The organism is Xenorhabdus bakwenae, assembly GCF_030272115.1.
GTDB classification, from domain to species: domain Bacteria; phylum Pseudomonadota; class Gammaproteobacteria; order Enterobacterales; family Enterobacteriaceae; genus Xenorhabdus; species Xenorhabdus bakwenae.
On sequence record NZ_CP119194.1, the window covers coordinates 3,697,977 to 3,716,617 of the forward strand.

An 18,641-nucleotide genomic window follows, 5' to 3' on the forward strand; every position below is an offset into this window, starting at 1 on the left:
TTAAACAAGTTTTTGCTTGGAATAAATTAATATCAGAATCGGTAATATGTCAAGCATTGTCCTGATAAATAAGTCAATAATATGAATTATAAGAGAAAATATATTTATTACTGACGTACAGGGTGTTAACTTAACTCCAATGGCATAACGTTTTAAAGGCCATTACTTACTCGTCTTGGGGGCGTATTCAGCTATAATGTCCTGATTTTCCACCACAGATACATTCACATTGGAAATAATTTAATTAAATTTATTGCGTTACATTATATGTGAATGATAGATATTTTCACTGTATTTATTTAATTCAATTGGACTATATATGGCAACAATGAAGAAAATAGTGATAGCGGCTACCTTACTCTTTTCTCCTGCGGCTTTGCATGCTGAAGAAATCGGTTCTGTTGACACCGTGTTCAAACTTTTTGGTCCCGATAACAAGATAGTGATAGAAGCCTTTGATGATCCTGACGTTAAAAATGTCACCTGTTATCTGAGCAGAGCCAAAACTGGAGGGCTTAAGGGAGGATTGGGATTAGCAGAAGATACCTCTGATGCCGCCATATCCTGCCAGCAAATTGGCCCGATTGAATTGGCAGATAAGATAAAGAAATCCCCTAAGAAAGGACAAGTCGTCTTCCAGAAACGCACTTCTTTGGTATTTAAAAAATTGCAGGTTGTACGCTTCTACGACCCAAATCGTAATTCGCTAATTTATTTGACTTATTCTGACAAAGTGATCGATGGTTCCCCTAAAAATGCAATCAGTGCTGTACCGATTATGCCGTGGAAAGAGTGAATAACTTATCACTGAGGCAAGCACCAACTACAAGAAAAGCCCTGATGCCATAAGACATACGGGGCTTTTTGACAGAGACGCCATGTCGAATATATACCTATAAAAAGGTATCAATCATTCTTCTAAATCACCACAGAAACGGTAGCCTTCACCGTGGATAGTCGCAATGATTTCTGGCGTATCTGGTGTCGATTCGAAGTGTTTACGAATACGGCGAATAGTCACATCAACAGTACGATCGTGAGGTTTCAGTTCGCGGCCCGTCATTTTTTTCAACAATTCTGCACGGGTTTGAATTTTTCCTGGATTCTCACAGAAATGAAGCATCGCACGGAATTCGCTACGCGGCAGTTTGTAATGATCGCCCATCGGGCTAACCAAAGAGCGGCTATTGATATCCAGCTCCCATCCATTGAACTTATAACTTTCAACTTGGCGACGCTCTTCTCCTGGAGGACTCAGGTTCATTGTCCGCGAAAGTAAATTACGTGCACGGATGGTTAATTCGCGTGGGTTAAATGGCTTAGTTATATAATCATCAGCACCGATTTCGAGACCAAGAATTTTGTCCACTTCATTATCACGGCCAGTTAAGAACATCAACGCAACATTTGCCTGCTCACGTAATTCACGGGCAAGCAGCAAACCATTTTTACCTGGCAGATTGATATCCATAATAACTAAATTGATATCGTTATCTGACAGAATGTTGTGCATTTCTGAACCATCATTGGCTTCATAAACAACATACCCTTCAGCCTCAAAAATACTCTTAAGGGTATTGCGTGTGACAATTTCGTCTTCAACAATCAAAATGTGCGGGGTTTGCATGGTTGCTACCTAAAATCGCTAAAAAACAGAATCTGTATGACACAAGCTGTTATTATTAAAAGAAAATACGCTGATCTTGTTCTGAGTAACAGAAAATCAGCTTATGCCCGAAATAAATGTTTTGATATGTTTTACGCTAAAAGCTAGCGTCGCTTTCCTAGAGGGTACATACCCGATTTAAACGAGGCTTCTATATTAGTCTATTAACAGCAATATAACAGCTAGTAATGCATTTGCCTTCTAAAAAAACTAACTTTTGTTGATACATATCAAAATCAATTGTAGCACGTTAACATTAATTGTAATTGTTAATTTTAATTCAGGTCATTTGTTATTGACTTGAATAAATTATGTTAATGGATGTTGAGATGTCGTGAATACTTGAAAGAGATTCGCTCGACACTGAAATATCCAGATGACACGTTTTTATCATAAAGACAAAATAATTACAAAATATGTTTTTTGTAAAATTAAATGCTACTAAATAAGCTAACTAACCAAATAATGATTTGTCATTTGGGCTATATTTTGAATAATTTCGATACGGAAAATGCCGTTTTTTTCTTCTTTCGCCATAAAAAATATTTGACATTGACCACAATTTAATTTAACCAATAGGGGGTCAAACAAATTAAAAAAGACAGACAGGAAACGATGCACCCCATCAGCTCGAAAAAAAAGGGTTCTTACAAACATGATTATAACCATCATTACTACAACCACGATTACCACCGGAACCATGAGTTGCGGTGCGGGCTGACGCATACACATAAAACAACAATGAGCCCGTATCCCACAAGATACGGGCTTTTTTTTTGGATCGAAATCAGGAGAAGAACGTTAATGCGCGTATTGAAATTTGGCGGAACCTCAGTTGCAAATCACCAGCGGGTACTGAGTGTTGCAGATATCGCCGAGACTGAGTTATCCCTTGGGCAAGTTGCCTTAGTACTCTCAGCACCGGCAAAAATCACCAACCATCTGGTGGCGATGATCGAAAAAACGGTTGCAGGGCAAGATATTGTTTCTAATATGAGCGATGCTACCCAAATCTTTGCTGATCTGCTGTCAGGATTGAAAGAGCAACAACCCGGGTTTGATTATGACCGCCTGAAAGGGCTAGTAGAACGTGAGCTAGCCAGCCTTAAACAGACTCTGCACGGCATTTCCTTGTTAAAGCAATGCCCAGATAACATTAGTGCATCCCTGATCTGCCGTGGCGAAAAACTGTCGATTGCCATCATGGAATCCGTGCTACAGGCTCGTGGTCATCAAGTGACTGTCATTGATCCGGTTAAAAACCTTTTGGCGCATGGGCATTGTCTCGAATCCACCGTCGATATCCCAGGATCCTCCAAACGCATTGCGGCACTCAACATTCCTGCTGACCACCTCATCCTGATGGCGGGTTTCACTGCGGGCAATGAAAATGGCGAATTGGTCGTATTGGGGCGCAACGGCTCTGACTATTCAGCCGCAGTACTGGCGGCATGTCTGCGTGCAGATTGTTGTGAAATCTGGACGGATGTAGACGGTGTTTATACTTGTGATCCAAGGGCGGTGAAAGATGCACGCTTGCTGAAAAGCCTGTCATACCAAGAAGCGATGGAATTGTCTTATTTCGGTGCGAAAGTCCTTCATCCTCGTACTATCGCCCCGATTGCCCAGTTTCAAATTCCTTGTCTGATAAAAAATACGGCCAATCCCGATGCACCGGGTACTTTTATTGGCGATGCCCCCATTGATCATGGGCAAAAAGATCAGGACATGCCAATTAAGGGCATTACCAATCTAAATCATATGACGATGTTCAACGTTTCCGGCCCTGGCATGAAAGGTATGGTCGGGATGGCGGCACGGATCTTTTCCGTCATGTCACGCAAAGGTATTTCCGTTGTATTAATCACACAATCTTCGTCAGAATACAGCATCAGCTTCTGTGTACCGCAAAAAGAGTTGGTAAAAGCACAAAAGGCACTGACAGAAGAATTTTATCTGGAGCTGAAAGATGGTGTGCTTGATCCCATCGACGTGATCGATAATCTTGCCATTATTTCTGTCGTTGGCGATGGTATGCGTACTCAGCCTGGGACTTCTGCCCGCTTTTTCTCCGCATTGACACGCGCCAACATCAACATCATTGCCATTGCGCAAGGTTCTTCTGAACGTTCTATTTCCGCCGTCATTGAAAATGATGCCGCGACGACGGCTGTTCGTCTCTGCCATCAAATGCTGTTTAACACCGCTCAGGTTGTTGAGGTCTTTGTTGTCGGTGTAGGAGGTGTAGGCAGTGCGTTGATCGAGCAAATACGTCGTCAGCAAACCTGGCTCAAACAGAAACACATCGATTTGCGCATCTGTGGTATTGCCAATTCCCGCGCTTTATTGACTGATGTGCAAGGCATCTGTCTGGATAACTGGCAGCAGGCACTGTCAGAAGCCACGGAGCCTTTTAGCTTGAGTCGTCTTATTCGTCTTGAAAAAGAGTACCATCTCCTGAATCCAGTCATTGTGGACTGTACTTCCAATCAGTCGATTGCGGAACAGTATGCCGGTTTTCTCAGCAATGGCTTTAACGTTGTCACGCCCAATAAAAAAGCCAATACCTTATCGATGGCTTATTACCGCCAAATCCGTCAGGCCGCAGAGAAATCGAAACGTAAGTTCCTGTATGACACTAACGTAGGGGCTGGACTGCCGGTTATCGAAAACTTACAAAATCTGCTTAATGCCGGTGATGAATTAGTGCAGTTCAGTGGCATCCTGTCGGGTTCTTTATCCTCTATTTTCGGCATGCTGGATGAAGGAATGACGCTGTCCCAAGCGACCATGCTGGCCAAAGAGAAAGGCTTTACAGAACCCGATCCACGCGATGATCTCTCTGGCATGGATGTTGCGAGAAAGCTGCTGATTCTGGCACGTGAGGCGGGTTATGCACTGGAACTGGAAGATATTCATGTCGAACCCGTTTTACCTATATCGTTCGATGCCAGTGGCGATGTTGACCATTTCCTGCAACGTTTACCACAACTGGATCAGGTCTTTAGCCAACGTGCGGAACAAGCCGCAGAACAAGGCAAAGTCTTGCGTTATGTTGGTTTGATTGAGCAAGGCCGTTGTACAGTGAAAATTGTCTCTGTTGATGGCAACGATCCACTTTATAAAGTCAAGAATGGCGAAAACGCGCTGGCTTTCTACACCCGTTATTATCAACCCATTCCACTGGTATTGCGTGGTTATGGCGCAGGAAATGATGTAACGGCAGCCGGCGTTTTTGCTGATATATTACGTACTCTGTCATGGAAATTGGGGGTTTAATGGTTATCAGGGTTTATGCGCCTGCCTCTATCGGGAACGTTGGCGTCGGATTTGATGTGCTTGGCGCAGCAGTTTCTCCCATTGATGGCTCGTTACTTGGAGATTGTGTCTCCGTCAGTGAAGCTGATAGTTTCAGCCTGAATAATAAAGGGCGATTTGTTAGCAAATTACCGGCCGATCCCAAACAGAATATTGTCTATCAATGCTGGCAGCTTTTTTGTCAACGACTGGGAAAAGAGCTGCCCGTTACCATGACATTAGAGAAAAATATGCCGATCGGTTCGGGATTAGGCTCCAGTGCCTGTTCTGTCGTCGCCGGTTTAGTGTCATTGAATGAATATGCTGGCCGCCCATTTAACCAACACCAGTTACTGGAGATGATGGGAGAATTAGAAGGGCGCATTTCCGGTGGCGTTCATTATGATAATGTCGCTCCCTGCTATTTGGGAGGATTGCAATTGATATTATCTCAGGAAGATACTCCCTGTCTGCCTGTTCCCACATTTGATAATTGGCTATGGGTAATGGCTTATCCCGGCATCAAAGTATCGACAGCCGAAGCCCGTGCAATCCTGCCCAATCACTATCCCCGTAAGGATATCATTGAGCATGGGCGTCACTTTGCGGGTTTTATCCATGCCTGCCATACCCGGCAATCAGGACTGGCTGCCAAATTAATGCAAGATGTTGTCGCGGAACCTTATCGCACACAACTGTTACCCGGTTTTGCCAATGCACGTGAAACTGTCAAAAAATTAGGGGCGCTGGCATGCGGTATTTCCGGTTCCGGCCCAACACTGTTTGCTATTTGTCATGAAATAGCGGTAGCAGAAGAAGTTGCACACTGGCTGCAACAACATTACGTACAGAATGATGAAGGCTTTGTACACATTTGCCGTCTGGATCTCGCAGGCGCACGACAGGTAAAGTAACCATGAAATTATATAACTTAAAAGATAACAGCGAGCAGGTCAGTTTTTCACAGGCGGTAAAACAAGGGTTAGGTAAACAGCAAGGTCTCTTTTTTCCACAGGATTTGCCAGAATTCAGCCGTAATGAAATTGACGATTTATTGAAATTAGATTTTGTCAGCCGCAGCCAGCGCATTCTCTCTGCCTTTATTGGCGATGAAATTCCCGCAGAACAATTGACAGCCCGTGTGAAAAACGCGTTTGCCTTCCCTGCCCCTGTAGCGATTGTCGAAGATGACATCGCTTCACTGGAGCTTTATCACGGCCCGACACTGGCTTTCAAAGACTTTGGTGGCCGTTTCATGGCACAAATTCTTGCCCAGATTGCAGGAGAACAGCCCGTCACGATTTTAACTGCAACATCCGGTGATACCGGCGCCGCAGTGGCCCATGCTTTCTATGGCTTAAATAACGTACAGGTTGTGATCCTTTATCCCGAAGGCAAGATCAGCCCATTGCAGGAAAAACTCTTTTGCACTCTGGGTGGCAATATCCATACGGTGGCTATCAAGGGGGATTTCGATGCTTGCCAGACATTGGTCAAGCAGGCTTTTGATGATGACGAACTGAAACGGGCTTTACATCTTAACTCAGCCAACTCTATTAATATCAGCCGCCTACTGGCACAAATTTGTTATTACTTTGAAGCGGTTGCGCAGATCCCCGCAGAAAAACGTGAACAATTGGTGATTTCCGTACCAAGCGGCAATTTCGGTAATTTAACCGCAGGGCTGCTGGCAAAATCATTAGGACTACCGGTAAAACGTTTTATCGCGGCAACCAATGTTAATGACACCGTTCCCCGTTATTTAGCGGCAGGCAAGTGGCTGCCGCATCAGACCATTCCGACGCTGTCCAATGCCATGGATGTCAGCCAGCCCAATAACTGGCCGCGCATTGAAGCATTGTTCCAATGCAAAGGCTGGGCACTGAGTGAACTGGCAAACGGCGTTGTGGATGACGTAACCACCCAAAGCACCCTGCGCGAACTGGCGGCAAAAGGCTATATTTCCGAACCACATGCGGCCGTCGCTTATCGTGTTTTACGTGATCAATTACAAGAAGGGGAATATGGCTTGTTCCTGGGTACTGCTCATCCAGCCAAATTTAAGGAAAGCGTCGAAGCTACTCTCGGCCAACCATTGCCTTTGCCACAAGCGTTGGCTGAACGCGCAGATCTGGACTTGTTATCCCACTTTATGTCTGCTGATTTCTCAACATTGCGTGAATTTTTGCTGAAAAAACAATCGAAATAATATGGCATTGATCACTCCTCCTAATTTCCATTTATAGGAGGAGTGATTCCATGCTGGGTTCCATACACCCAAAATTGGTTATATCAAGAAACTATTTCTGTTCAGAACGCTTAAACACCAACACCTCTCCGCAGGAGAGAGATTCATCAAAAGCGTATCCTTCCAGATTGAACGCCACCAGCCGTGCTGGATCGGTCAGTTGGTTCTGAATAATAAAACGGCTCATCAGGCCACGGGCTTTTTTAGCATAGAAGCTAATGACCTTGTATTTGCCATTTTTTTCATCCAGAAAAACAGGTTTGATAATCCTGGCTGCCAGCTTTTTGCTATTTACTGATTTGAAATACTCATCTGATGCCAGATTGACCAGAACATCATCACCTTGTTGTTCCAGTGCCGCATTTAAATTTTCAGTAATGCAATCGCCCCAAAACTGATACAGATCTTTACCGCGTGGATTTTCCAGCTTAATGCCCATCTCCAAACGATAAGGCTGAATCAAATCAAGAGGACGCAAGACCCCATACAGGCCAGATAGAATTCTTAAATGTGTTTGGGCAAAATCAAAATCGTCAGCCGAGAAAGTTTCAGCCTGCATACCGGTATAAACATCGCCTTTAAATGCCAACATCGCCTGACGGGCATTTTCTGGCGTGAAATTGGGCTGCCATTCTGCAAAACGAGCAGCATTCAACCCCGCCAATTTATCACTAATACTCATCAAACTGCCGATTTGCGCAGGCGTTAAAGTCCGGCAAATCTCGATCAGTTGTTGGGATTGCGCCAATAACAGCGGTTGGCTAAACTTTTCTGTTGCCAGTGGACTGCCATAATCGAGTGTTTTTGCAGGTGAAAGGGTAATAAGCATTATTTTTTCCTAATAATCCAGACTTCCCCCACTTTAGCAAAAAAGACAAAAAGAGGAGAATCTCAGCGAGAGAATTTTCCTACCTTACAGCCGCGCTTGACCATGTTATTATCACAAGATGGCGAGGCAATGTTGCCAAAGATTTTACGTATAACGATGAGATATTAAACATGACCGATAAACTGACTTCCCTGCGTAAACTGACAACAGTAGTCGCAGATACCGGGGATATCGAGGCGATGAAACTGTATCAGCCGCAAGATGCGACCACCAACCCTTCCCTGATTTTGAATGCAGCTCAAATTCCAGAATATCGCTCACTGATCGATGAAGCTGTTGAATGGGCGCGTGGTCAAAGCGATTCCCGTGAGCAGCAAATTATTGATGCCGGCGATAAATTAGCTGTCAACATTGGTCTGGAAATTCTGAAACTGATCCCTGGGCGTATTTCCACGGAAGTTGATGCGCGCCTGTCTTATGACACCGAAGCGAGCGTAGCGAAAGCAAAACGTTTGATCAAACTGTACAACGAAGCAGGTATCAGCAACGATCGCATTCTGATCAAGCTGGCTTCCACCTGGCAAGGCATCCGTGCTGCGGAACAACTGGAAAAAGAAGGTATCAACTGTAACCTGACTCTGCTGTTCTCCTTTGCCCAGGCACGGGCTTGTGCAGAAGCGGGGGTCTACCTGATTTCTCCATTTGTTGGCCGTATCCTTGACTGGTACAAAGCCAATGGCGACAAGAAAGAGTTCGCACCGCATGAAGATCCAGGTGTGGTTTCTGTTGCTGAAATTTATCAGTACTACAAAGAACACGGTTACAACACGGTTGTTATGGGAGCAAGTTTCCGTAACTCTGGTGAAATTCTGGAACTGGCAGGCTGTGACCGCCTGACAATCTCTCCATCACTGCTGAAAGAGCTGTCAGAAACCGCTGGTGAAGTTGAACGTAAATTGGGTTATGACGGCGAAATCAAAGAGCGCCCTGCGCCAATGACCGAAGCTGAGTTCTACTGGAACCACCACCAGGATGCAATGGCAACTGAAAAACTGGCGGAAGGTATCCGTAAGTTTGCCGTAGACCAAGGCAAACTTGAAAGCATGATCGCTGATTTGCTGTAATCGCAAGCGATACGCTACTTTTTCTTGTACAAAGGCGACACATAATGGGTCGCCTTTTGTTTATTTCACGTTGCAGCCGCCAAATTTTATTTTTCCTATTATTATAATTAATTGAGGTTTGTATGAATGTATTGCGCATTGGTCTCGTGTCTGTTTCTGATCGCGCGTCAAACGGCGTTTATCAGGATCAAGGGCTGCCCGCACTGGAAACATGGCTGAAAAAAAACGATTATCACACCTTTTAGTGTCGAAACCCGCCTGATCCCTGATGAACAAATCCTGATTGAACAAACATTGTGTGAATTGGTTGATGAACTGGGGTGCCATTTGGTACTCACCACCGGAGGAACAGGGCCTGCTCGTCGTGATGTCACGCCGGATGCAACACTGGCAATTGCGGATCGGGAAATGCCCGGATTTGGGGAACAGATGCGTCAAATCAGCCTTCAATTTGTGCCAACAGCCATTCTGTCCCGGCAAGTCGGCGTGATCCGCAATCAAGCGCTGATTCTCAACCTTCCCGGACAACCGAAAGCCATCGCAGAAACACTGGAAGGATTAAAAGACGAAAATGGCAAGGTGTTGGTAGCGGGAATTTTTGCCAGTGTTCCCTACTGCATCCAATTGCTGAATGGCCCTTATGTGGAAACGGATGAAAGCGTTGTCACCGCATTCAGGCCGAAAAGTGCACGTCGTTAAAAGCCGATATGTTGCTTATTGTTATTAATCATTGCATGCCATAAAGGTTCTGAACCAACTCAGAACCTTATCGATCAATCTTCGAACGACAAAAGTGTGATTGTGATCGCCAGATATTTATTAAGGCTTCGTCTCGACGCGCATTCCTGCCTCTTTCCAACCCGAAAATCCTTTTTTTAAACCGACGGGCTTGAATTCCCTTAGCACGAAGCAATGCGAGGGCATTGGCAGAAAGTACGCAATAGGGGCCACGGCAATAGGCGATCAATTTCTGATGAGTGGCCAATTCATCCAGTCTGTTCTCCAGCTCATCAACAGGAATATTAATGGCATCAGGCAAATGGCCTTGTTCAAACTCCTCTTTTGGTCTGACATCCAGTAATATCGTGCTGTTTTCCTTAATTCTGTCCAACAACTCATCCCATGAAATTATTTCCTGGTTATTTGAATCATCAATCAATCTGCGCATTTCTTCGCGGTTAAATTCGGCATATTGCTGGAGTACCGAAATAACGTCCATAATGGGTCCTTCACTCTGACGATAAAGTACATGTTTTCCTGATTTACGGGACTGAAGTAACCCTGCACGTTTGAGCTGCTGGAGATGCTGAGAAGTATTAGCAATTGACAAACCGGAAAGCTCTGAGAGCTTTTCCACGGAGTGTTCAGTATTAACCAAACATTCAAGCAGTGCCAATCGATGAAGATTTCCTAGTACCTTAGCAATTTCCGCAATCTCGACAATAAGTTGTTTATTAAACATTGACTTTACGCTTCCACCATTATTACACTCAATACATCAATTGAATGAATGGTATCAGAGTTTCTATGCCATTTCGAGTACCTGCTGATTGACCATTAATAGATAGCCACAATTCGGAGGATCGCAACAGATGAATGAAGGATTGGAGTTGATTGTTTATGCTGTACTGATTGGCGCTGGTGCAACAGTTGTTATGGATCTTTGGGCGATTTTCATAAAACGGTGCTTCGGTATTCCCTCACTAAACTATAGCATGGTAGGACGCTGGATTGGGCATATTCCCAAAGGGAAATTTACTCATACAAGCATTCTACAGGCTGAACCGGTGAAAGGTGAAACCGGAATGGGTTGGTTTGCTCACTATTTGATTGGGATTATTTTTGCCGGTTTCCTGTTACTCATTTATGGTTTAGATTGGGCAAAAAACCCCACTTTTCTGCCCGCTTTAATTATCGGTATCGTGACTATAGTTGCCCCTTTCTTCGTTATGCAACCTGGTATGGGAATGGGGATGGCTGCATCTAAAACACCTGCCCCCAACACCGCCAGATTAAGAAGCCTGATGACACATACTATTTATGGTATTGGTCTGTATTTAGCTGCGTTATTATTAACATTATTTTCTTGATTTCATTTTTAAATAACCGTCGATAAATTTGTATTATTTTTATCGACGGAATATACATTTTTACTTTCATCTATTTTTCTGATTGTTATCCAATTTGGATCTTATACCAATCCAACTTCAAGATGCATGTTATATTTCCCCGCGCAGCCGGAATGGAATTTATCGTAAGTTTTAGACGGCTTACGCATAGAGATATTGGATAGATTTAAACCAGTCAAATGCCAAAGGGTGTTGCCCTAATGAAAATGCAGTCATAAATTCCAACGTACGCTTGATGCCATTGTTTCAAAATGATGAGTTCCAAACCGGAGACAACAACAGGAGAAAACCTGCCCTTGCTGCATATATCGCCGCAGCAGACCCGTTCCTATAATGAATACTTTCGTATAAACAGACATTAAATGTCTCCTTTGTTTTACTCATTAAAAGCAAATGATGACATTAGTTTGGACTGTCAGGTAAGGCAGGCTCCTCAAATTTAACTCAACCTAAACTATAAATTTTGAGAAACCATAGTCTTAAATTGTGATAATGAAGCAACCCCAACCAGAGAATCTACAGGTTGCCCATTTTTATAGACTAATGTCGTTGGTATGCTGCGAATGCCATATTTCATAGCGATATTATGGGCATCATCAATATTGATTTCCCCAAAAGTGGCACTCTCTTTCATATCGATTGATAACTGATTAAACGTTGGTGCTACCGCACGACACGGGCCACACCACGGTGCCCAGAATCTAACAATACAGATCCCTTTGGTATTGACCACACTATCAAAATTATCTTCGGTTAATTCAATTAATGTACCCATATTGAATCCTCAGTGAAAATTTTTAAGTTACTAAAATGCAGATCATAAACAAAATGTGGGGGCAGAATATTTGATACCCTTAATTCAATTATTATATTGAATATTATGGTTAGATCAATAGATCTTTTCCTATCATGAAGATAGGCATAGGCTATCAATTAAGAACAGTCAGTTATTAAAATCCTTAAAATAAATCACACAAAATTTATCCAATCAATAGCGAACAAATATAATAATAAAAAAATCAAATAGATAAATTCAAATTAATCACTTTAACCAGAGAAAAAACAGGAAAAATTTGCCAATCATAAATACGATAATTTCACATAACAAATATTAAAAACAAAAAAAATAACTTAGTAATATATTAACATGTGGTTATTAACCAACCCACGGGGATTAGCAGATAACAATAATCGTTAATAAAATATTATTATTTGATATTACATTTAGTTATAAACATGTTATTTTTGCATAAAAGCAAACCAACAAATAAAACCAAAGACCTTACAAAGACCTTACAAAGACCTTACAAATACCTTCCCAAGATTAATGAGGCGTCTGAATATGCACTGTTTTTATTTTAAACCCGTGAGTCAATATATTAATCTGATAGTAAATAATGTTTATTTTAACCAAAATAAATTGGTGAACTATAAAAATATTCCTTGTTAAGAATTTGAACCATATTCCCAGCACCATTTTATTTAAAAGATAAAAAATAACCTCAAAAAAATATAAATTAACTTATCAATCAAATATAAGGGATAATGCATGAAAAACTTTCTCCAGGCCTTACAAGAATCGGGATTAGAAACCGCTAATCCCCCTGAATTATATAAATCAGAAAATAAAAATTTAGATGTAGAGCTATCAAAATTGAAAGAGCAGGTTAATGGGATACTTAAAAACAGATTACCATTAATAAATATTATCATTCCTATAGCTCTACAAGAAGATACGATTGAGACAGCAAATTTCCCATTAACAGATATTCAATATGCCTATTTAATTGGACGTAATCCCGGACTGGAACTAGGAGGGTTAACCAGTTGCCTATATACTGAATTAGATATTAATTCATTAGATATCAATTTATTAAATAATGCATTAAACAAAATTATTGAATATCACCCTATGTTAAGGGCGACTTTATCTTTAGATGGACAACAGCGGATTTTATCCACGCCATTAAATTATATCATTCCTATTCAGGATGGTAGAAAGTGGTCAGAGTCAGAAAAAGATAATAGGCTGGCAAGACTTCGTCAGGAAATGGAAACGCAATTATTACCTGTCGATAAAGCACCTACATTCGATATACGGGCAACAATACTGAATGATGATATTACCCGTCTGCATATTTATTTCGATCTGATGTTTGTCGATATTCATAGCGTCCATTTGGTATTACGTGACTGGTGGCAAGTTTATCAAGGCCATAACCTACCTGCTCTACCTAACCATATGAATTTACAAGGTTATATCAAATTAGAACGTTACCTACAGGGGCAACCACAAGGATTACGCGATAAAACTTATTGGGAACAACAGCTAGAGCATTTACCTCAACCGCCTGAATTACCGTTAAAAAATGCGCCAGAGATCATCTCTCCGCCTGTGTTCAAACGTTACAGCCGAACAATTTCTTCGGAAACATTATTCGCTCTTAGAAAAAAAGCCGAATTACGCAAGTTGACGTTAGAAACGGTACTTCTCGGTATGTACACAGAAGTACTTCGTCAATGGTCGAAACGTCAAACTTTTACACTGACGGTGACGCAATTTGGACGCCGCCCCTATTTTGCGGGTATTGAAAATGTGGTCGGTAACTTCCTGCAACCCATGTTACTGGGAATTGGCGGAACGGGAGAAGAAAGCCTCAATGACCGTTTGGTACAGATCCAGACTGATTTGATGATGAATCGCTGGCACTGTTCCTATAATGGTGTTCAGGTTCTAAGAGAGCTGACCCGCCGAAGTCATAGCAACCGAGCAGCAACCGCCCCCGTCGTATTTAGCAATACCCTGACGGCCAATTTGGATAATGTCGTGACAGATGTCGGTTGGACGGAGGCAAGCCAGGTTTATAGCAGTAATCAAACCCCACAAGTCTGGTTAGAGAACCAGATTGTTCGTGTTGATGATCGTGTGAAAATTAACTGGAATACCGTTAATGAGCTATTCCCTGATGGCATGGTGGAAGCCATGTTGGATGCGTATATGGCGCTGATAGCAACTTGTGCGGAAAATGATTCAGTATGGGATACAAGCACATCATTGGTGAAATTGCCGGACTCAGATCGGCTGGAACGTACACAAGCCAATGCAACAGAAACCAAATTTGATTTCAAACTGCTACATGAAATGGTCTTACAGGCCGCAGACAAATTTCCCGACTCAATTGCGATGATTCAGGGAGAAAAGCAGGTTACCTATGCAGAAATGGCCAACAAAGCCTGTGCAATAGCACAACAACTACGCGCCGCTGTTCCCATTCATCCCAATGATATTGTCGCCGTCTCTCTGCCACAAAGCCCGGAGTTGGTCATCAGTTTATTGGGTATTCTTATGTCAGGTGCTGCCTATGTCGCCATTGATCCTCAACTTCCTGCGGAACGCCGCATGAGTTTACTCAACCGCTGTTCAGCCAAAGGGATTGTCACTGATAGCACGGTTTTTGGACATGATGAATTTACGGATTTATTTCGCATCAATCTGGATGAGTGTTCTATGCATCAGGCAATGGAGACAGCGCAAATGGCTACGGCACATTGGTCTTCCATGCCGTCAATGCAAGGATTAGATGATCTGGCCTATGTCATCTTTACCTCCGGTTCGACAGGGGAACCGAAAGGGGTAATGGCTTCCCACCGGAATGCCGCCAATACCGTGCTGGATATTAATCACAAATTCCAGATCACAGAAAAAGATGTTGTGTTGTCTGTCGCACCTGCCGGGTTTGATTTGTCCGTCTATGACTATTTCGGGCTATTAGGTGTGGGGGGAAAAGTTATTTTTTCCATGCCAGAAACGGCCAATGACCCCAAAATCTGGCTAGACATGTTGATTAAACATCAAATTACGATCTGGAATAGTGTCCCTGCCCCCGTGAAAGTATTGGTAGACAGAAATGGTTCCGCATTGTCCACGACCCAATTAAGGTTAATCCTCATGAGCGGAGACTGGATACCTGTCGATCTCCCTGAACGTATTCGGGAAAGTTTGCCAAATACTGCGATCATCAGTCTCGGTGGCGCGACTGAAGGCTCTATCTGGTCGATACATTATCCGATTGAGAAAATTGATAAAAACTGGAAAAGCATTCCTTATGGCAAACCGCTGGCAAATCAGACTTTCCATGTTTTGAATAACTGGCTCCTTCCCTGCCCCAAATGGGTAACCGGAGAACTCTATATTGGCGGAGACGGCGTGACTCAAGGTTATTTGGGAGACGCAGAAAAAACCGCCCTGCGCTTTATAACTCATCCCGTCACGGGCGAAAGGCTGTACAGAACCGGAGATTTGGGACGATATATTGCCGATGGCTTGATAGAAATTTTAGGGCGCGAAGATAATCAGGTAAAAATCAATGGCTACCGCATTGAATTAGGTGAAATTGAAGCCTGCCTGCTGACCCACGAAAATGCCAGCCATGTTGTCATTGATGCCCCTGTCCATGCCAAAACCGGACAACGACATATCGTCTCCTATGTTGTGCCTGAGATGCCAGGAACGTTGGATGACCCGGCTTATTTTCAGGATCAATTGAGGGAAATTGCCCGCAAAACGTTGCCCTCTTATATGGTGCCCAGTTATTACATCTTATTACCCCATATGCCGTTAACCAGTAATGGAAAAATTGACCGTAAAGCGCTGCCCATTCCCTGGTCTGATAGCGAGGAACATGCGGATGCGCCGGTTGAACCCGCTAATGAGATAGAAGCGAAGATCCTGAAACTCTGGCAGGCACAACTTCAGCACGATGATTTTGATGTCACCGATGGCTTTTTTGATATTGGCGGGGACTCACTCCATGCCGTTGGTTTACTGAGTGCGCTGCGACAGGCATTTAATATTACGCCAGTTGGCGAACAGGACATTATCGAAGGGCTGTTCATGAACTCTAATATTCAGTCTTTTTCGCGCATCATTGAAACAATCGTCCACTCTCAGGCGGTGAAAGAGCATGACCAAAATATATGATTATATCGTGGTAGGCGGTGGTTCAGCAGGCTGTGTGGCAGCCTCCCGCTTGTCTGAAAACAGCACAAAAGCCGTACTACTGATCGAAGCAGGCCACGGATCTGACGTACACAATCCTGCCAGCCCACTCAGAGATGCGTCAAGGCTGGTGCTGGAAGGATATAATTGGGATTACGAAGCCAATGTGCGCAATGATGATGATCGGTTCGCCGCTCTCATTGCTTCTCCTGCCCATAGACAAGATAACCCACAGCAAACTCGCAAGCACAAGGAGCGCAAGCCGTTCAATTATCGCGTGGGGAAAGTCCTTGGGGGTTCCTCCGCTGTTAACGGTGCCATTGCCCTGCGAGGATTTCCAGGCGATTTCGATAAATGGGCCAAAATGGGGTGTCCTGATTGGGCTTGGCAGCAAGTTCTGCCGTGGTTTAAGCATTTGGAGAATGACACTGATTATATCGGTGATGATAACCACGGATCACAGGGTCCGATGTGTCTGCGCAGACCGGCAAATAGCGAGATCCATCCTCTTGATATGGCTTTTGCCCATGCCTGCGAACAGTTTGGCGTACCTTACGCCGATGATCTCAATATCGGTGAAGATCCTGCTGTCGGCCCTGTGCCCGCCAATGTCGTTAACGGCGCCGAAAGAGTCGATGTGTATCGTTCATACCTTGAACCGGTTCTGAATAGAGAAAACCTGCATGTGCTGACAGATGCCTTGGTCACGCAGATCATGTTTAACGGTACTGTCGCCTCCGGGGTAAAAATTATTCAGGCGGAAGAAGAGCAGGTTTATCAGGCCAGACAAATTGTTCTCTGCGCTGGCGCAATTGGTTCGGCAACATTATTACAACGCTCAGGAGTGGGTGATCCAGAACATCTGAGCAGATTAGGGATCCCTGTTGTTGCGCCAGTGCCCGCCGTTGGCAGAAATCTGACTGATCATGCTTCCGTGGTGCTCTGGGCGCTGCCTAAAGCCGGTGTCTGTACTACGGGCCTGCCGTGGCGGCAAATTGCTGCCCGCATTAGAAGCGGTTATGACGCAAAAGTCGATGTGCAAATTGGCCTGCTGAACAATGTTGCCAGTGACACCGTACCGGGGTTCAGAGATCGCGTTACTTACCCAATGCTGGTTGGCGCTTCGGTCATGTTGATGCGTCCAGAGATTCAAGGACGAGTTTTCATCAATTCCGCTACGCCCACAGTATTACCGCAAATTGATCTGCCGTTAACCCGCTCCCCGTCAGATATCGCCCGCCTTATCGGGGGAGTACGCAAAATTTGGCAGGTTTTACGCCACCCGGAAGTCGATGTTTTCCTTGATGGCATCCAATTTTGGTCAGACTCCATGATTCATAACGATGAAATCATGAACAGCGCAATCAAAAACCTGGTTAATCCAGGCTGGCACGCGTCGGGAACGATCAGAATGGGTGCCCATGATGATCCTGATAGTGCCACGCAAGAAGATGGCCGAGTCCGTGGCGTGACGGGGGTAACCGTTGCTGACGCTTCTCTCTTCCCCACGATTCCCTCCATGCCAACCAATCTGACAACCATTATGGTGGCTGAACGTATTGTCCGTTTTCTGCTGGAGAGAGAAACCACCCGCGAGCGGAGGACAAATGGCAACTAATGGCAGACGGGTGATTTATGCCTTTCCCCATGCAGGAGCAACAACAGCAACTTATCGCCCCTGGCTAAATGATCTTATGACCACCCAATCGGCGATCTTACAACCCGTTGCGATCCCGGGTCGTGGTTATCTGGCTAAAGAGCCTGAAATTCACGATCTCGACGCCCTGATTGAACGACTGGCATCCGATATCCGGGCCGATTTTCAGCAGAAACAAGCTCAGGGTTTCACGGAGTGGATCACCTTTGGTCATAGCTTTGGTGGCGTGCTGAGTATCGCGGTGGGTCGGGCATTAAAAAACTATGGCACTTCGCCTTTATTTGGCGTGGTATCCAGCTCTGTTCCCCCTCATCGTCAACCCAAAGATGAACGGCATACATGGACAGATGAACAATTGATGCAGAAAACCAAAGCGGATCAAGGCACACCCGACGCAATCTTGAATGAACCTGCGCTGATAAAACCCATCATCCGGCAACTGCGCAATGATTACCTGATACGCAGCCAATTTCCCCGGCTTGGCAATATACAAGTGAGTTATCCACTGGTGTTGGTTTCCGCCACTCACGACAGTTATGTCACTTTGGCAGACATGGAGGCCTGGAAAAATTACACCGCTGGCGATATTTCCCTCACGCATATTGAAGGGGATCACTTTGCTGTGTATCGGCATTGGGACGTCATCAAACAAATACTACTGAGTAAGGCAACGGGCTGACAACAAATCTGGA

14 protein-coding genes, 1 pseudogene and 1 other annotated feature are annotated in these 18,641 nt (G+C 44.1%); of the genes and pseudogenes, 10 read left to right on the top strand and 5 right to left on the bottom strand.

The annotated features are described in order from the left end of the window. The first annotated feature begins 319 nt into the window (after positions 1–319). A complete protein-coding gene (creA, locus tag PXH59_RS18355) occupies positions 320–796 on the top strand; it encodes a protein CreA (RefSeq protein WP_072161169.1) in 477 nt (158 codons plus the stop codon). Between the two features lie 114 nt (positions 797–910). On the opposite strand, the gene arcA is transcribed toward creA, so the two are convergent. Then, the gene (arcA, locus tag PXH59_RS18360; RefSeq protein WP_047766739.1) at positions 911–1,627 is read right to left on the bottom strand and encodes a two-component system response regulator ArcA; all 717 of its coding nucleotides are present in this window, start codon (positions 1,625–1,627) and stop codon (positions 911–913) included. 489 nt (positions 1,628–2,116) lie between these two features. After that, a complete protein-coding gene (locus tag PXH59_RS18365) occupies positions 2,117–2,392 on the bottom strand; it encodes a hypothetical protein (RefSeq protein ID WP_285809560.1) in 276 nt (91 codons plus the stop codon). Then, positions 2,326–2,444: a sequence feature (Thr leader region), on the top strand. (Overlaps the previous gene by 67 nt.) Before the next feature lie 26 nt (positions 2,445–2,470). Between PXH59_RS18365 and thrA the strand changes: the two genes are divergently transcribed. From thrA to thrC, 3 genes are read left to right on the top strand one after another with little or no spacing between them, the layout of a single operon-like run. Then, the gene (thrA, locus tag PXH59_RS18370; RefSeq protein WP_285809562.1) at positions 2,471–4,945 is read left to right on the top strand and encodes a bifunctional aspartate kinase/homoserine dehydrogenase I; all 2,475 of its coding nucleotides are present in this window, start codon (positions 2,471–2,473) and stop codon (positions 4,943–4,945) included. Then, positions 4,945–5,877 (top strand): homoserine kinase, encoded by a 933-nt coding sequence (gene thrB / locus PXH59_RS18375; RefSeq protein ID WP_491630985.1) that lies wholly within the window; start codon positions 4,945–4,947, stop codon positions 5,875–5,877. The genes thrA and thrB overlap by 1 nt, the downstream gene beginning before the upstream one ends. A 2-nt stretch (positions 5,878–5,879) precedes the next feature. Next, positions 5,880–7,172, top strand: a complete 1,293-nt coding sequence (thrC, locus tag PXH59_RS18380; protein ID WP_285809564.1) for a threonine synthase — start codon at positions 5,880–5,882, stop codon at positions 7,170–7,172. Between the two features lie 91 nt (positions 7,173–7,263). On the opposite strand, the gene yaaA is transcribed toward thrC, so the two are convergent. Then, complete coding sequence (yaaA, locus tag PXH59_RS18385; protein ID WP_285809566.1) at positions 7,264–8,040, bottom strand: peroxide stress protein YaaA; 777 nt, start codon at positions 8,038–8,040, stop codon at positions 7,264–7,266. Between the two features lie 170 nt (positions 8,041–8,210). Between yaaA and tal the strand changes: the two genes are divergently transcribed. Continuing rightward, entirely contained in the window at positions 8,211–9,164 is a 954-nt protein-coding gene (gene tal / locus PXH59_RS18390; RefSeq protein WP_285809568.1) for a transaldolase, read from the top strand. 122 nt (positions 9,165–9,286) lie between these two features. Beyond that, a pseudogene (gene mog, locus PXH59_RS18395) lies at positions 9,287–9,863 on the top strand (molybdopterin adenylyltransferase). A gap of 67 nt (positions 9,864–9,930) precedes the next feature. Here mog and PXH59_RS18400 read toward each other — a convergent pair. Next, positions 9,931–10,626, bottom strand: coding sequence for an ArsR/SmtB family transcription factor (locus tag PXH59_RS18400; RefSeq protein ID WP_285809569.1), 696 nt, complete (start codon positions 10,624–10,626; stop codon positions 9,931–9,933). Between the two features lie 130 nt (positions 10,627–10,756). Here PXH59_RS18400 and PXH59_RS18405 point away from each other — a divergent pair, with 130 nt between their 5' ends. Next, a complete protein-coding gene (locus PXH59_RS18405) occupies positions 10,757–11,254 on the top strand; it encodes a DUF2938 domain-containing protein (RefSeq protein WP_047766730.1) in 498 nt (165 codons plus the stop codon). Positions 11,255–11,747: 493 nt separating this feature from the next. Here PXH59_RS18405 and trxA read toward each other — a convergent pair whose 3' ends face one another. Then, positions 11,748–12,068: a thioredoxin gene (gene trxA, locus PXH59_RS18410; protein ID WP_047766729.1), complete on the bottom strand. Its 321-nt coding sequence runs from the start codon at positions 12,066–12,068 to the stop codon at positions 11,748–11,750. A 774-nt stretch (positions 12,069–12,842) separates the two neighbouring features. Here trxA and PXH59_RS18415 point away from each other — a divergent pair. Genes PXH59_RS18415 through PXH59_RS18425 form a run of 3 tightly spaced genes read left to right on the top strand, consistent with a single transcriptional unit; the run spans position 12,843 to position 18,628 of the window. Beyond that, positions 12,843–16,274, top strand: a complete 3,432-nt coding sequence (locus PXH59_RS18415) for a non-ribosomal peptide synthetase (RefSeq protein WP_285809571.1) — start codon at positions 12,843–12,845, stop codon at positions 16,272–16,274. Beyond that, positions 16,258–17,910: a GMC family oxidoreductase gene (locus PXH59_RS18420; protein ID WP_285809572.1), complete on the top strand. Its 1,653-nt coding sequence runs from the start codon at positions 16,258–16,260 to the stop codon at positions 17,908–17,910. Before PXH59_RS18415 ends, PXH59_RS18420 begins: the two co-directional genes overlap by 17 nt. Further along, positions 17,900–18,628: a thioesterase II family protein gene (locus tag PXH59_RS18425; protein WP_285809573.1), complete on the top strand. Its 729-nt coding sequence runs from the start codon at positions 17,900–17,902 to the stop codon at positions 18,626–18,628. The genes PXH59_RS18420 and PXH59_RS18425 overlap by 11 nt, the downstream gene beginning before the upstream one ends. Positions 18,629–18,641 lie beyond the last annotated feature (13 nt).

Coding starts and splice junctions, on each gene's coding strand:
- creA (WP_072161169.1), top strand. CDS start 320: ATGGCAACAATGAAGAAAATAGTGATAGCGGCTACCTTACTCTTTTCT.
- arcA (WP_047766739.1), bottom strand. CDS start 1,627: ATGCAAACCCCGCACATTTTGATTGTTGAAGACGAAATTGTCACACGC.
- PXH59_RS18365 (WP_285809560.1), bottom strand. CDS start 2,392: ATGCGTCAGCCCGCACCGCAACTCATGGTTCCGGTGGTAATCGTGGTT.
- thrA (WP_285809562.1), top strand. CDS start 2,471: ATGCGCGTATTGAAATTTGGCGGAACCTCAGTTGCAAATCACCAGCGG.
- thrB (WP_491630985.1), top strand. CDS start 4,945: ATGGTTATCAGGGTTTATGCGCCTGCCTCTATCGGGAACGTTGGCGTC.
- thrC (WP_285809564.1), top strand. CDS start 5,880: ATGAAATTATATAACTTAAAAGATAACAGCGAGCAGGTCAGTTTTTCA.
- yaaA (WP_285809566.1), bottom strand. CDS start 8,040: ATGCTTATTACCCTTTCACCTGCAAAAACACTCGATTATGGCAGTCCA.
- tal (WP_285809568.1), top strand. CDS start 8,211: ATGACCGATAAACTGACTTCCCTGCGTAAACTGACAACAGTAGTCGCA.
- PXH59_RS18400 (WP_285809569.1), bottom strand. CDS start 10,626: ATGTTTAATAAACAACTTATTGTCGAGATTGCGGAAATTGCTAAGGTA.
- PXH59_RS18405 (WP_047766730.1), top strand. CDS start 10,757: ATGAATGAAGGATTGGAGTTGATTGTTTATGCTGTACTGATTGGCGCT.
- trxA (WP_047766729.1), bottom strand. CDS start 12,068: ATGGGTACATTAATTGAATTAACCGAAGATAATTTTGATAGTGTGGTC.
- PXH59_RS18415 (WP_285809571.1), top strand. CDS start 12,843: ATGAAAAACTTTCTCCAGGCCTTACAAGAATCGGGATTAGAAACCGCT.
- PXH59_RS18420 (WP_285809572.1), top strand. CDS start 16,258: ATGACCAAAATATATGATTATATCGTGGTAGGCGGTGGTTCAGCAGGC.
- PXH59_RS18425 (WP_285809573.1), top strand. CDS start 17,900: ATGGCAACTAATGGCAGACGGGTGATTTATGCCTTTCCCCATGCAGGA.